Origin of the sequence: Clostridium sp. UBA7791, from assembly GCF_002480755.1 — a bacterium.
Classification (GTDB): domain Bacteria; phylum Bacillota; class Clostridia; order Clostridiales; family Clostridiaceae; genus Clostridium_J; species Clostridium_J sulfidigenes.
In genome coordinates this window covers 638,582-653,783 of sequence record NZ_DLCT01000003.1, presented here as the reverse complement: position 1 = coordinate 653,783, position 15,202 = coordinate 638,582, and the positions used below count along the sequence as shown (strand labels likewise).

General features: G+C 28.9%; 16 protein-coding genes. 2 read left to right on the top strand and 14 right to left on the bottom strand.

All coding sequences use genetic code 11. The features are described 5' to 3' along the window. The 6 genes from B3Z56_RS04780 to B3Z56_RS04755 all read right to left on the bottom strand — a co-directional run bounded on the left by B3Z56_RS04780 (position 1) and on the right by B3Z56_RS04755 (position 3,707). A complete protein-coding gene (locus B3Z56_RS04780; RefSeq protein WP_346878353.1) occupies positions 1-648 on the bottom strand; it encodes a hypothetical protein in 648 nt (215 codons plus the stop codon). A 62-nt stretch (positions 649-710) separates the two neighbouring features. Beyond that, entirely contained in the window at positions 711-1,400 is a 690-nt protein-coding gene (locus tag B3Z56_RS04775; protein WP_150842905.1) for an HAD-IA family hydrolase, read from the bottom strand. 52 nt (positions 1,401-1,452) lie between these two features. Beyond that, on the bottom strand, positions 1,453-1,980 hold the full coding sequence (locus tag B3Z56_RS04770) for a hypothetical protein (RefSeq protein WP_346878352.1): 528 nt from the start codon (positions 1,978-1,980) through the stop codon (positions 1,453-1,455). Between the two features lie 12 nt (positions 1,981-1,992). Next, entirely contained in the window at positions 1,993-2,598 is a 606-nt protein-coding gene (locus B3Z56_RS04765) for an adenylyl-sulfate kinase (protein WP_346878351.1), read from the bottom strand. 13 nt (positions 2,599-2,611) lie between these two features. Continuing rightward, complete coding sequence (locus tag B3Z56_RS04760; RefSeq protein ID WP_346877883.1) at positions 2,612-2,785, bottom strand: hypothetical protein; 174 nt, start codon at positions 2,783-2,785, stop codon at positions 2,612-2,614. 22 nt (positions 2,786-2,807) lie between these two features. Continuing rightward, complete coding sequence (locus tag B3Z56_RS04755) at positions 2,808-3,707, bottom strand: alpha/beta hydrolase (RefSeq protein ID WP_346878350.1); 900 nt, start codon at positions 3,705-3,707, stop codon at positions 2,808-2,810. Between the two features lie 227 nt (positions 3,708-3,934). Here B3Z56_RS04755 and B3Z56_RS04750 point away from each other — a divergent pair, with 227 nt between their 5' ends. Further along, positions 3,935-4,561: a flavodoxin family protein gene (locus tag B3Z56_RS04750; RefSeq protein ID WP_346877885.1), complete on the top strand. Its 627-nt coding sequence runs from the start codon at positions 3,935-3,937 to the stop codon at positions 4,559-4,561. Between the two features lie 91 nt (positions 4,562-4,652). On the opposite strand, the gene galE is transcribed toward B3Z56_RS04750, so the two are convergent. The 7 genes from galE to B3Z56_RS04715 all read right to left on the bottom strand — a co-directional run bounded on the left by galE (position 4,653) and on the right by B3Z56_RS04715 (position 13,295). Then, positions 4,653-5,666, bottom strand: a complete 1,014-nt coding sequence (gene galE / locus B3Z56_RS04745; RefSeq protein ID WP_346848881.1) for a UDP-glucose 4-epimerase GalE — start codon at positions 5,664-5,666, stop codon at positions 4,653-4,655. 139 nt (positions 5,667-5,805) lie between these two features. Next, complete coding sequence (locus tag B3Z56_RS04740) at positions 5,806-6,933, bottom strand: ArsR/SmtB family transcription factor (protein ID WP_346878349.1); 1,128 nt, start codon at positions 6,931-6,933, stop codon at positions 5,806-5,808. 69 nt (positions 6,934-7,002) lie between these two features. Further along, a complete protein-coding gene (locus B3Z56_RS04735; protein WP_346848879.1) occupies positions 7,003-8,259 on the bottom strand; it encodes an MFS transporter in 1,257 nt (418 codons plus the stop codon). Positions 8,260-8,450: 191 nt separating this feature from the next. Next, complete coding sequence (locus B3Z56_RS04730; protein ID WP_346848878.1) at positions 8,451-10,220, bottom strand: sensor domain-containing diguanylate cyclase/phosphohydrolase; 1,770 nt, start codon at positions 10,218-10,220, stop codon at positions 8,451-8,453. A gap of 291 nt (positions 10,221-10,511) precedes the next feature. Continuing rightward, positions 10,512-10,844 (bottom strand): hypothetical protein, encoded by a 333-nt coding sequence (locus B3Z56_RS04725; RefSeq protein WP_346848877.1) that lies wholly within the window; start codon positions 10,842-10,844, stop codon positions 10,512-10,514. An 84-nt stretch (positions 10,845-10,928) separates the two neighbouring features. After that, complete coding sequence (locus B3Z56_RS04720; RefSeq protein ID WP_346848876.1) at positions 10,929-11,708, bottom strand: PHP-associated domain-containing protein; 780 nt, start codon at positions 11,706-11,708, stop codon at positions 10,929-10,931. A gap of 177 nt (positions 11,709-11,885) precedes the next feature. Further along, complete coding sequence (locus tag B3Z56_RS04715) at positions 11,886-13,295, bottom strand: hypothetical protein (protein ID WP_346849299.1); 1,410 nt, start codon at positions 13,293-13,295, stop codon at positions 11,886-11,888. Positions 13,296-13,509: 214 nt separating this feature from the next. Here B3Z56_RS04715 and B3Z56_RS04710 point away from each other — a divergent pair, with 214 nt between their 5' ends. Continuing rightward, positions 13,510-14,619, top strand: coding sequence for an ABC transporter ATP-binding protein (locus B3Z56_RS04710; protein WP_346849300.1), 1,110 nt, complete (start codon positions 13,510-13,512; stop codon positions 14,617-14,619). Positions 14,620-14,693: 74 nt separating this feature from the next. Here B3Z56_RS04710 and B3Z56_RS04705 read toward each other — a convergent pair whose 3' ends face one another. After that, positions 14,694-15,026 carry a hypothetical protein gene (locus B3Z56_RS04705; protein WP_346877887.1) on the bottom strand — a complete coding sequence of 111 codons (333 nt, stop codon included), beginning with the start codon at positions 15,024-15,026 and terminating at the stop codon, positions 14,694-14,696. Positions 15,027-15,202 lie beyond the last annotated feature (176 nt).

The window sequence follows — 15,202 nt, the reverse complement described above, 5'->3', positions numbered from 1 at the left end:
TTAAAAAGTCTTAACTTCTTTTCTATCTATATCAACAATTCGAGTTCTAGTATCAGCTTTAGATATAAATATTTCTTCTCCATTACTATCTATGCAATAGGAAATAGGAATAGATATACCACAATTTCTATATGAACCATCTGCATGACTTGTTCCAATTACAATGGTTTTATAGATTCTAGCAATATTTTTCGCCTCTGTTATCCACTGTTGAAATTGTTCATCACTAAACATTCCTACACCAATTGGATGAGCAATAAAGTTTATAGTTTCATTAACTCTTTGTAAATCTCTAACACCTTTCAAAATTTCCATACATAGTAAATAACCAATATTCATTTTATTATAATTAACCACTAAAGGATTATATAATTTCTCATTATCATCTGGTGGTGTTTTAGCTCTCTCTAATATTTTCTCTCCATGATTATTGATTATTACTGCTCTATCTTTGTTATTCATTCTATAAGACGTAATAATCATCACTCTATATTCTTTTGCAATGTTACAAACATCCTTTAATAATTCTTCATTAGCTAAATACCCTTCAGGATATAGTACAATATCAACTTCTCTATTATTTATTATTTCATTACTAATCTGCTTAAGCCCATTTTCATGTAGTGGTTGTCCTATTAATATCTTCATCTTCGTTCCCCATTCCATAGTTAAATATTACCTTGCCATTAGTTTAATCATAGAACCCTCTACTAATTTAAATCATTTAAAGATTTAATTATAGGGTACTTACTTTCAATATCATTCCTATCATATCTATCAATTAGAATTGGAATCATACCAAAATCTTCTGCCGCAATAAGATTTGATTCACTATCATCTATAAAAATTACTTCCTCTGGTTTTACTCCGATTTCTTCAATAGCTATTTTAAAAAGTACCTTTTCAGCTTTATAGGAGCCATAAATTGATGACATAACAAATGTAGAAAAATATTTTCTTAGACTCTTATTAATAAATACTCTTTCTAAGGATGGCCATGTATCTGAAACAACCCCTAAAATATATTTATCTTTTAATCTTTGTAGCCCAGGTTCCACATCATCAAAAAAATAAAATTTATCATCATTATATACATTATCACTTGCCAAAGAATTAATTATTTCCTCATTTATACTCGTATACTTTATTTCTTTTAGTACTATTTCATAAAACTCCTTGAACATCGCAAATTCATCTTCTTCTGTTTTTACTAATAATATTTTACTAATATGATCACAGGCTTTATTCATTGCTTCACTTAATTGATCTTCTGTATATTGAAAGCTTGTGTCATTAAAAATATTAAAGAAGTTAGGTGTAATAAACCAATGCCCTGTCCTAGGTACATTTAAGGTTCTTCCCGAATCAAATAAAATAGCTTTAATGTTGTTCATATTCATTATAAATTTCCTCCAAGCCCACAGTAAACATTTTCATTGTTTCTGTGTATACTTATTTATTTTCCCTCATATTAAATTCTTCTACATTTAGCATAATTATGGAATTTTCTATTTTTCCATCAACTGTTGAATATTGAAGGTTGAAATAAAGATTATTCTTAATAAGACCCAACTGTTCTTTATTGAATAATTGTTGTGAACTAATTTCTCCTATACTTTTATTCAACAAAAGTTCACCAGATAAAGATGTTCCTTTATTATCCCATCCATTTGAAACTGCTTTTGATAAAACCAAATATTTATCTCCTTCTTTATCTAAATAGATATTTTGAGAATATGATTCAATTTGTTCTTCTTTGCTTCCTATATACTGTATATTGCCGCCAATAACTATATGCCTGTTAGGAAATAGAATAATTAACCCTTCTGTTAATCTTATATCTGTGTTTTCTCCCTGAAATGAATACACTTTAAATTCTTGGTTATCCAGCTTAGTTTTGTACCAAATAGTTGTACCAATGAATATTATATTAGTTATAACTAAAAAAAATACAATCCAAAATATAAATGATCTCTTCATACATTTTTCCTCCTATTTTACTACCAAATCAGCATTTTCAATTGGTGAATAATCTAAGATATATCTTTCTTCCGCTGGGAAGTAACGCCTCTCATATTTACATTTTATATCCTTCACTCCACCTATATACCCATCTCTTTTTATAACTCTACTTAATCTTATTTCTTGTGGTACATCAAGATAAATTATAAAGTCTATATAATCTTTTATCTCATTTCTTTGTAGAAATATCCCTTCTAAAAGCAAAACAGTACCACGTTCTATTAAAACTTGTTGTTTAATATATCCATCATTTTCTTTATCATATAACTCTATTAATTTATATATTTTATCTCCTCTTTTTACAGGTGATAAAATTTCTTTCACTAAATAATCATATCTCCACTGTATATTGTAATAACAATCCCATTCTTCTTTAGACTCATCATATCTAATATGTTTTGGATGTATAAAGTCATCAATATGCAACACATAAGTATGATACTTTTCCTTTTGTAATTGCACTTTTAATGAATTAACTATTGTGCTTTTACCCGCTCCTCCTAATCCATCGATTCCAATAACATAAATTCTATTAGAAATTTTTTGGTTTCTTAATTCCCTTAATAAGCACTCCATTTAAGACTCCTCGCTAAATAATATTATTATTTTGCTTTTTTATCATTTCTTCAAGCTTATTCATCCGTAAATTAATCTCCTGAAAATGTTGTAACATTCTTTCTTCATGCTTTTTTATCTTTTCGGGAATGTAAACTGTAATATTATAAATTACCCATAATATTAATATAATTAAAATGTATTCCAATGCTTTGCCTCCTACATAATATCTAACTTGTAAATAGCAATTCTTTTATTGCATCTATAATTGCATCTGGTTGAGTTTCATTTATACAGTGATTACTATTTTTAACTACTCTTACATCACTCTTACTTGATAACTCTTTTAACCCACTAGAGAGTTCTTGTGATAATCTTTCAATTCTTTCTGCTTCTATTTTAGGTATTCCTTCTTCAATCATTTCATTTATAGAATAAACTGGGTCTTCAATTAGTACTATTAATGGACAATCTGGAAAATTACCATATTTACTCATATACTTTACATTACTTCTCAAGTCTTTTATTTCAGAGAGTTGATTTATATATATTTCTGGTCTTACATGAAACTCCATAAGTTCCCTTTTCATATTAATTGGTAATTTAAAATCTACTTCTGATAATTTAGGTTTCACCTCTTCTATTAATTGTTCTTTACTATACTTAGAATATGTTGTCCATAACTTTATGTAAACTTCATCTGAGGTACTTTCATCCGATATTGGAGTTTCTAACTTATCATATCCATCCTCTCTATTCATTGAAGCAGATTCAACAAGTACTACACTATCAACTTTCTCAGGATACATTCTTGCAAAGTGTTGAACACACAGTCCGCCATAAGAGTGTCCTACCAATATAACTTTTTCTTTAATATTTAAGTTATCTAATAATATATTTAAATCCTTTGCAGTTGTCATTGTATTACTACCTTCACTATTAAGCCCACTATTTCCAACACCAGCTCTATGAATTGCAATGACTTTTGTATATAAGGATATATTATCTATAATATTTATCCATTCATAAAAACTTCCACCCATTCCTGGCATAATTACTACTGTTTTCTTACTATTTCCTTTAATTAAATATTCTAACTTTCTTCCCTCGATATCCATTAACTTAATCATAATCTAAACTCCTTAGACTAATTATTTTTGTATATTTTTACAATATATAATTATTATACCTTATTATTAACTATATCCCTATAACTTTTACACATTTTTACTCTTTTAAATCTTAAAAAGATTAATTATAATAAATCTAATTTACTTTTTATAAATCATACACTTTAAAATGAATAATGCTATAATTTATTTATTAATGATAATATTGTATTGGAGGGAATTTTAAAATGAAAGTCTTATTAATAAACGGTAGTCCTAATGAAAAAGGATGTACTTATACTGCTTTATGTGAAATAGCAATGGAACTAGAAAAAGAAAATATACAATCAGAAATATTCCATGTGGGCAAGGCTCCTATTAGAGGCTGTATGGGATGCGGTCACTGCTATAAAAGTGGTAGTGAAAGATGCGTTTTCAATGATGATACTGTTAATATTGCTTTAGAAAAAGCTAAGGATGTTGATGGATTTATCTTTGGTTCTCCAGTTCACTATGCTGGTGCTTCTGGTATGATTACATCATTTTTGGATAGATTTTTCTATGCAGGTAGTGGATTTGAATATAAACCTGGGGCTGCTATTGTAAGTTGTCGTAGAGGTGGTTCCTCTGCTACCTTTGACCAATTAAATAAATACTTTACTATATCAAACATGCCAATAGTTTCTTCACAATATTGGAATATGGTTCATGGCAATACTCCAGAAGAGGTAAAACAAGACCTTGAAGGTATGCAAACAATGAGAACTCTTGGTAAAAATATGGCTTGGCTATTAAAATCTATAGAGACTGGTAAAAAAGCCGGAATATCCTTACCTAAAAAGGAAGAAAAATTAAGAACCAACTTTATAAGATAAAATGAAAACAAAAGTGCTTTTCAAAATATCTTACTAATTTCATGTAAGATGTCTTGCCAAGCACTTTCAATTTATTTATATAAAGTTCACTTTACTCTTCATATCCTTTTGGATTTTGGCTTTGCCATCTCCAAGAGTCTTCACACATTTCTTTTATGCCTTTTTCAGCTGTCCAGCCTAACTCTTCATTAGCCTTTCTTGGTTCTGAATAACAGGTCGCAATATCACCAGGTCTTCTTGCAGTAATTTTATAAGGAATTTCTCTTCCACTAGCCTCTGAAAATGCCTTAACTATATCAAGAACACTATATCCATTTCCTGTTCCTAAATTATAAGTTACAAGACCTGAATTAGTTTTTAATTTTTCTAATGCTTTTAAGTGACCTTTAGCTAAATCTACTACGTGAATGTAATCTCTAACTCCTGTACCATCTGGTGTGTCATAATCATCCCCAAATACACTAAGCTCCTTAAGCTCACCTATAGCAACCTTTGTAATAAAAGGCATTAAATTATTTGGAATACCACATGGATCTTCTCCAATAGTTCCACTTTCATGGGCCCCTACTGGATTAAAGTAACGAAGTAATGCTATATTCCATGAATTATCAGAGCTATATAAATCTCTTAAAATTTCTTCTAACATTAGCTTTGTTCTTCCATATGGATTTGTAGCAGATAGTGGTGCTTCCTCTGTAATTGGAATAATTTTTGCATCTCCATAAACAGTAGCTGATGAGCTAAATACAAAATTTTTAACTCCATATTTTCTCATTAATTCTAAAAGTACAAAAGTGCTAGTTAAATTATTGTGGTAGTACTCTAGGGGCTTAGCCACAGATTCTCCCACAGCCTTAAAGCCTGCAAAATGAATTACTGAATCTATAGTATTTTCACTAAAAACCTTGTCCATATCTTCCTTGTTTAAAACATCATATTTATAGAATTTAGGCTCTTTTCCTGTAATCGCCTTAATTCTACCCTTTACTAACTCTTTACTATTACTTAAGTTATCTACAATAACAACTTCATACCCCTCTTTTAATAGCTCAACAGTAGTATGACTACCGATATAGCCCATTCCTCCAGTTACTAAAACTGCCATGTAATACACTCCATTCTACTTTATTTATGTCAAATTTTAATTTATATCATAGCACTCACCTATATTGACAATACTCAGATAAATATCTTCTTATACAATTATATCTCAAATTGTAAAATTATTAAAGAAAAAAGAGCTATTAGTTCAGCTCTTTATTTAAAACCCTTAAGAATTCCTTAATAGTATCTTTATCTACACTATAAAAAATTTTATTATCTACCTTTTCCATATATACTAATTTAGCTATAATTAAAGCATTCATGTGATAAGAAACAGTAGCTGTAGTAAGAGAAAGAGCCGCTGCAATTTCTTGCCCAAACATAGATTTTTTCTTAAGCATCTTTATAATATTAAATTTACTTTTATCGCTTAGACACTTTAATCTATCAATTAGGATTTTTTCCTCATTATCATTTCCTACAGAAGCACTCAAAAGTTCATAAAACTTCCATCCAAAGTACATATATTCTCTTCTTTTATTATTAAAAACAGGGCTTATGGTTGATAAAAATGATACTGAATTAAATCTAATTATACTTGGAAAGATATAAATATCATCTTCCCACTGATCAAAGATTTTAATACCTGTGGAATCAGAGATAAATTTAGGGTTTTCTTTAATTAACTCTCTAAAATCATATATAAATTTTTCTACTTCTTTTTCCATAACCTTAAAAGCTTCCTTAAATACATCTATAGAATTTATAATCATATCAATAAGTTCGCTTAAATACTCCTTTGGATTTTGAGAAATAACCGTAAGCCACCACTTAGATTCACTGTCTAAAGTACATCTTTCTATAAGATAAGGCATAAATTCTTTTTCTGCATCTAAGCTAGATAAATCATCCTTATCAGGAAAATCATCTCTAAGATAATCATCTTGACATAGAATTTCCTTCATAGCAAGTTCCTTTAGTTCCATGGAATCTAAATTGCGAATTCTACTACGTCCCTCAATTAGTTCCTTCTCGGTTATGTTGTTAACAAAAATACTAGCTATACAATGTGTTTTTTCATGAACTTCACTAATATCATTAAAGAATATCTTAAGTCTATCCATAGGTATCTTATTTCTAGTCTTAAATTTTTCGATAAATTTAAAAAAGCTTTTTAAATCCTTATTCATATATTTATCTATATCTTCGCCATACTTTTTAAAACTGTCCCTGAGCTTGTTAACTATTTTTTCTTCATTAACTATAAAATAAAGAGTATTTTTCACTTCCTCAATTAAATTAATGTTATTCTCTACTATATATTTCATATGAAACTCCTTCTCTCGTCCTTCAGATGAGTAAGTTCCAATAACTAAATCAAATATTTAGATTGTCACTTAAATTTCCTGCATGCTTTTATTATAACGTTGACATAGGAATAATACCACCATACCTATTCCGAATATTAAGAATAGTTGAGCTGTGCTTAAGAATACACAAAGACTCCCTACTACTAACGATCCTACTGGTGTAGCTGCCATGCATAATGAATTAAGTATTCCTGCTGCTCTTCCCAAATATTGTTGTTCTGTTTTTTGCATAAAAGTTATATTTACTATCATCATAAATATACTAGCAGATGCACCAAATAAAAAGCCTACTAAAATGATAGTTCCATAAAGGACTAAATCAACACCTATCATAGGTACAAATGCTAGAGATAAATATGCAGTTCCTAGGATTACCCCCGATATTATAAATAAATTAATTCCTTTAAATTTTTCTGCTATTTTAGGATATATAGCACCACCAATAAGCATCCCTGCAGTTAAGCTAAAGCTAATCATAGCAACTACTTCAGGCCCCTTTAACAACTCTTCATTTACATATGCAACTCCTAAAGTGTTAAAAGGTATCATAAATAAATTAATTAATGCGGCAAATATGGTTATTGACATCAAAATTTTACTAGTCTTTAAATAGATAAATCCATCCTTTAAATCTCCCAAGTACCCCTTCATATTTAGCTGTTGTTTCTTTAAAATCTCTTCTTTATATCTGACCATAGCCATAAATATCCCGCAGAGAAAAAAACTAACTGCATTAACAATCATTCCGCCACCAATACCAATAACTGCAATGATTCCAGCTGCCACAGCAAGTCCTACTAGCTCTACAATTCTAGATAAAGTAGATTGTACAGCTCTTGCATATGCAAACTTTTCTTTTTCAATAATTAATGGATAAGCTGCTATTGCGGCTGGTCCTTCAAAGGACTCAAAGGTAGAATTTATAAAAGTAAATATAAATAAATGATATGGCTTAAGTATGCCAAATATAAACATTAATGCTGTGATAGTTACTACAGTGGCTCTTCCTAAATTACAAAGGACAACCACATTTTTTTTCTTTTTATAGTCTACAAACACACCAGCAATAGGTTGAAATAATATTGTTGGAATAGCATTAACTCCAAAAATTAAAGCCATTAACGCAGTACTGCCTGTAATTTCATATACCATCCATCCATAGGCAATGGTGTCAATAGAATCCCCAAATCTTGAAATAAGATTACCAATGATAAATAAGCAAAAATTTTTATCCATAAGTATGTCTTTATATCCTATTTTTTTCTTTTCTACAGCTAAATCCATAACTATACCACCCTTACATAATTTATATATTATTAAATTTTCTTCCTATTATTAGTTTATGATTATATTAGATAATTGTCAATGCCAATTAGATATATATCTAACATAAATTAAAAATAAAAAGGTCAAGAAGTATTTATTCAACATCACCCTTTATTAAGGTGTTTTGCTACTTCTCAACCCTTTATTTCTTAATTGTTTTTTTCTTCATTGTTATCTAAACATTTTAAAAATAGCTCTACTAGTTCTGGATCAAATTGGGTACCTGCACATCTCTTTAATTCTTTAATAGCCTCTTCTTTATTCATAGCCTTTCTATATACCCTATCATGAGTCATAACATCATAGGCATCAGCAATAGCAATAATTCTTGCCATAAGCGGTATTTCTTCTCCTGCAATGCCTAAAGGATATCCACTACCATCCCATTTTTCATGATGAGTTAAAACACATTTTGCCACATTCATTATTTCACTAGAAGCATTGATTATTCTAAATCCCTTTTCTGCATGAGTTTTCATCACTTCAAATTCATTTGTTGTAAGTGGACCTGGTTTTAAAAGTATATCTTCCTCAATGGCAATTTTTCCAATATCATGAAGTCTAGCTATTATCATTAATTCATCCATTTGTGAGCTCTTAAATCCATATCTCTTTCCTATTTCCAACGCATAGGATTCTACCCTTTCAGTATGCTCTTCTGTTTCCATATTCTTAGCTTCCAAACTCTTTTTTAATGAGTTCATCATGGAGCTTCTAACACTATTATGTTCTAAGAGTTTTTGCCTATATACCCTCTCTTCTACTTCTTTAATACACTTATCAATATCTTCTTCTACAGAATGCTTAACCACTTCACCAAGAGCAATACTAAGTTCAATGTAATTATGTTTATACTTCCTACATTCACTTTTTATTTTTTCAACACTTCTCTCACAGCCGCTTTCATCACAGTTTGGCAGAAGTATCATAAATTCATCTCCACCCCATCTAAAAACAAAGCCTTTATCACTACAAGCTTTATTAAGAACACTAGATATACTTTTTAGTAGCCTATCGCCTTCTAGATGTCCTAATGAATCATTAACTAGCTTTAATCCATTTACATCACCCATAATTATTCCTAAAGGAAGGTGTTCCTCATTATTTAATTCACATATCTTTTCTTCAAAATAAGTTCTGTTATATATTCCTGTTAGAGCATCATTATAACTCAAATATCTAAGCCTATCCTCTAATTTTTTTTGGCTAGTAATATTTCTAGCCAGCCCAACAATTCCCAAAACCTCACCTTTTTTATTTATGACAGGAGCCTTAAAACTTTCTTCTATAATTCTATTTCCATTTTCATCTAAGGTAACCCCTTGAATATATTTTGCTTCTTTACTCTCCATTATTTCTTTATCTACTTTAATAAAATTTTCTGCAATTTCCTTATCTGGATAAACTTCTAAGTCATTTTTCCCAATTACATTATCTACTCCAAATTGCTTATAATAGTCATTAAAATTTTTATTGCAACCAATATATCTTGAATCTTTATCTTTATAAAAAATAGCCTCTGGTATTGAGTCTATTATAGTCCTAAGAATACTTTTTTGATTTTGAAGCTCTATTTCTCTTCTTTTTTCTTCTTCAATATTTACAATAATCCCACCCATAGCATTAGTATTACCGCTATCATCAGTGATTGGAAATACATAACACTCTTCTGCTATTTCTACAGTAGTTTCATCATAAGAATACAATTGTAATTTATCTAAACATTCTCTTACTCTTTTATTATATATACTTGCTACTTTCTTCGGAAAGATTTCTTCATAGGTCTTACCTTTTACTTCTTCTAGCTTTAAATTATAACTTTTTTCACAGGCTTTATTAATAAAAATAATCTTTTTATCTATATCTGCAATCCATGCAGCCCATGGCATATTCTGTAAATACAATTCAGCTAACCCCATACTTATCCCCCATATTTATTCCCAATAATTCATCATCACCTTATTCTACCACTTTTCTTCCTATAATATCTACATTTTCTTGTCATACTATGTATTTTTATTCATCCCATATTTATCTAATCTCAGATCTATACACTATTTAATATAAATCTATATAAACTTATAATATATACTCATATTAAATTATCTTATATTATTTAATATGAGTATATCAGCCAAGAGGACAAAGAAAATTATTTCCAAGTTATTTGGTCCTATTAGAAGCTTATTAATTTCTATATCGCCCTCTAATTATCTTTTTCCTTTTCTTCGTAATTCCTTTTGTAATTTAATCTGAAATCTAGGATCATTAGCAATGTAGTAACTTAAAATATCACTTATAGTTTCTCCATCTAACCCTTCAATTCCACCTCTTTTATCTACTTCATCTTCTATAATATCTAAAATATATTCTTCTAGAATTTCTCTTGTTAACTCCTCTCTCTCTCTTATTTCTTCTTCCAGTTCCTCTCTTTTCTCTTTTTCCTCATCAGCTTTTAATCTTTCTTCTATTGATATATATTTATTATTTCTTTTCTTTTGTTTTTTCCTCTTTTTCTTAATTTTACACAAAAAACACCTCATATTAATCCTCTCTCTTTAAAACTCTTTCATTATAAACTTCACCTACTAATCCTTTCTAGTTAATATCTTCCCTAAGAACTCTATTTATATAGTAAACTCCATATCTTTGTTATACTCTGTTCTAGCAATCAAATATCTTTTTAATATTTTAGAAGTGTATACTCTAAAATTTAAGGAGGGTTCTATTTTTATAGAATAACCTTCACTAGTTATAGCTAATCTAAGCTCTTCTATGGTATAACATGGATTATCTAGTTTAGTATATATCCCACCCAATTGTAATGGAGTGTGACTATCACTACCTGTAATTACATTAACTCCTATTTTACTAGATAATTCATATAACTCTCTTCTTACCTCTTTTTCACCTTTTTTGAATATATCTTTAGCATTTAAATCTATAGCATCTAATCTCTTTAGTAGTTCTTCAGGATGATTACATAACTTATGTCCTCTTCTAAAAGGATGTGCTCCTATTTTTAAACATCCATACTCATCAGCTAAATCTAATAACTCTTTAAATTCCACTAAGTTTTCTCTATTCATATAAGGTTCTAGCCTTTCATGAATCTCTAATATAGCCTCTCTCCTTCCTACTAAAACAACATGTCCCTTATCCTTTATGCTCACTTCCATAGCAGGAAAAACAGAAACTCCTTTAACTAAATACCTATGATCTTTGTATTCATAGTTTTCTTTAAGATATTTATATATTTCTTTAAAATTTATAGCATTAAAATGTTCACACATAATTATTCCATTTAATTTATTTTGCTTTGCATATTCAATTTCCTCATTAAAAAATCTCTCATTAAAATCTTTTCTTTTACTCAACAATCCATGGACATGAAAATCTATGTTCATATTAACTTCTCCTCTTAAAATTACTGATAAAATCTAGAATCTAAACTGTAAACTCTCTCTTCTTATCATTATATAGAAATAACACCAGTAAGTTCCCCATATCTGAGTTGCTTCTCATCCATTACACATAAATAAAAGACTGACCCAAAATAATTTTGAGACAGTCTTTGTGCAAAACTAAAATCCGATTTTTTCTTTTCTAAGTCTTTGTATGGCTCTTTTTTCTGTAATTACTGCTACAACTTGACTTTTTAAATTCTTATTTTCTGAGTATTTTCCATGGAAGGATAAGAAATTGAAATTTCCAATAAGAGCAAGATTTTCATCACAAATCAACACCCTTTCACAGGTATCACCCTTCTTTATTTCAAAAAGTTTACCATAGTTATTAAAATCATCTTTAATGATATCTGCTATTCTTTCTGATCCTCTTTCCATTTCTTCCATATTCAAATCCTTATTGGAACCTAAGCCATAAACTATTCTAACCTTAACCTCTCTGTTTAATGCCTCTTTCAAAAGACTATATACTTTTTCCTTATACATTACATGATTATTTATCCAAGGAGTAACTATGTCTATTTCGCTTTTAGCTGCAATTAAAGCTTCTTTGAAAATATCAATGATTTCATCATCCTTTATAGTTTTATAATCAGCTACCCCTAGTCGAGATAAGCTATTCACTATTTCTATAGTACAATCTACATTTTTCTGAACTGAAGTCATATAACTCTCTTCTAATTCTTCTATATTCTTTTTAATATTTTCACTTATTTTTTCATAATTTCCTTTTTTCTTTAGTTCTTCAAATTCATCAGTAATGTTATCCACCATTTGATTAATTTGTCTCTCACTTTGTCTTATACAAACATCCATAACATTATTAGTATGACTCTTTAAGCTTTTTTCAAAGCCATCTAGATTTATGTTACTACTATTTTTAATTTCTCCCTTCATAGACTTGAACTGCTTGTCTATATTCATTCCTATTTGCATCTTTAATGAAGTGCTCTGTCTAGTTAAAATTTGTTCTACTTCTTTAGTATAAATATTCATACTTTCATTTAAAAGCTCATTTATTTCTTTATTAATTCCCCTATAATCTTTTTCACTATTATCACTAACATAATTTTTTATTTTAGTTTCTATAATTTCTATGAGCTCCTCATTATTCTGTGAAAATTTGTTTCTTGCCTCTTTTATTACATCTTCATAAGTATTATTAACAGTTTCTCCCATTTCATTGACTATCTGTTTCTCCACAAATCTTTTTTTCCCTTTCATAGTGGTTGCTAAAACATCAGACATACTATTATTAACTCTATCATTTGCATATTCTATAACATCTCTTTTTACTTTACTTATCTGATTATTAACTTTTTCCCTTATATCATCTTTAATGTCAAAAGTTTTTTCATCAACTGTAACCACTGCTTCTACTTGTTCTTCATGACTCTTCTTTTTTTTCTTTAAATTATACCCCTCAAGCAACTTTGAAAATAGAAATACACATAATGTAGCTAAAGCTATTACTAGTAAAATAGTAATTACTAAAGTTATTGTGCTTTCTCCTAAACTTTTAAACATCATTTTTCCCCCACAATCCTATTTGCATTTAAATTTACTGTAAACACCCCTAAAACAAATAATATATACATTCATAATTAATATACTATATATTATAATATTCTACCAATATATATAAATCTTTATAGTTAAAAGAAAATATGATGAAAACTTTCAAATAAGTATGCTATAATCTATGTTATCCTATTTAAATCTTATGAAAAGGAGTAATAAAATGGCAACTATAACCTTTAATAATATTGTTAAAAAATATGATGAAACCAATATTGCTGTTGAAAACTTTAACTTAGAAATAAGAGATAAGGAATTTATTGTTTTAGTAGGACCATCAGGATGTGGAAAATCTACAACTTTAAGAATGATTGCAGGTCTTGAAAGTATTACAGAGGGTGAAATATTCATTGGTGATAAATTAGTAAACAATGTAGCTCCTAGGGATAGAGATATTGCCATGGTATTTCAAAGTTACGCTCTATATCCCCATATGACTGTATATAAAAATATGGCTTTTGGACTTGAAATGAAAAAGGTACCAAAGGATGAAATTCATAAAAAGATCACTGAAGTTGCTAAAACTCTAGACATTGAAGAACTATTATATCGTAAACCTAAGCAGCTGTCAGGGGGGCAATGTCAACGTGTTGCACTAGGACGTGCTATTGTTCGTAATCCATCAGTGTTTCTACTTGATGAACCTCTATCAAATTTAGATGCAAAGCTTAGAACTCAGATGAGAACTGAGATAATCAAGCTACATAAAACTTTAGGTACAACCTTTCTATATGTAACCCATGATCAGACAGAAGCAATGACCATGGCAGATAGGATTGTACTAATGAAAGATGGCCTTATTCAACAGGTAGATACCCCTATGAATCTATATAATAATCCTTGTAACTTATTTGTAGCAGAATTCATGGGATCTCCTAAAATGAATACCCTAGAAGTTACTCTTATAAACAACTCTAACAATTTTTATGCTAAACTTAATTGCATTACAATTAAATTACCTAATACAGATAAAATTAAGTCTTTATTTAACAACTACGCAAATAAATCTATTATCTTAGGCTTTAGACCTGAAGATATATATGTTGAGAATAACACCATTAAAGATAGTCTAAGCAATATTATTTCAACTAAAGTTGATATTACTGAACTAATGGGATCAGAATCATACTTATATCTAGATTGTAACGGTAACAAGTTAATAGCAAAAGTTCCATCTTCTACAGATATAAAATCAGAACAAATAAATATAGCAATTGATACTAGCAAACTTCATTTTTTTGATAAAGATACAGAAGAAAGAATAAATATCTAATATTATTAAATTTTAAAAGCACCTTCTTAAAGATTATTAGGAAGGTGCTTAATTATTAACCTTTACTTGTTTATCTAATTTATTATCTCTATATTATCTATGCTTTCAATACGGATAATATTAGTTTTAGTAACATTCTTTTTATCTTTATAGGTTATCTTAACCCACTCATCATCTACATCAAGAACTTCACATTCCATTTCGCTTTTGCCTGTAAATACTACAGCTCCATCACAATCAATAATACATTTCACACCAATTAGATCCTTTAACAACTTTGACAAGGCCTCTTCCCCCTTAATCTTTCTTTTTAAATTCTTTAATTCACCTTCTAATTTTTTTATTTTTGATGAATATCCCATCTGAGATAGGACTAGTACAAATGCAATTAACCCAAAATACTCCAAGGAATTAATCCCCTTTCTATAACTTAAAACTTTACTAAGTTGTCCATATCCTCTCATAGATATGAAACTATATAAATATTAACATATGAACCTAGTTATATAGTCATATATAAACCTATATAACTATATAACTATTTAAATAGTTGTTCTGTTCATGCGGGTTTCAGCGTCTTTGC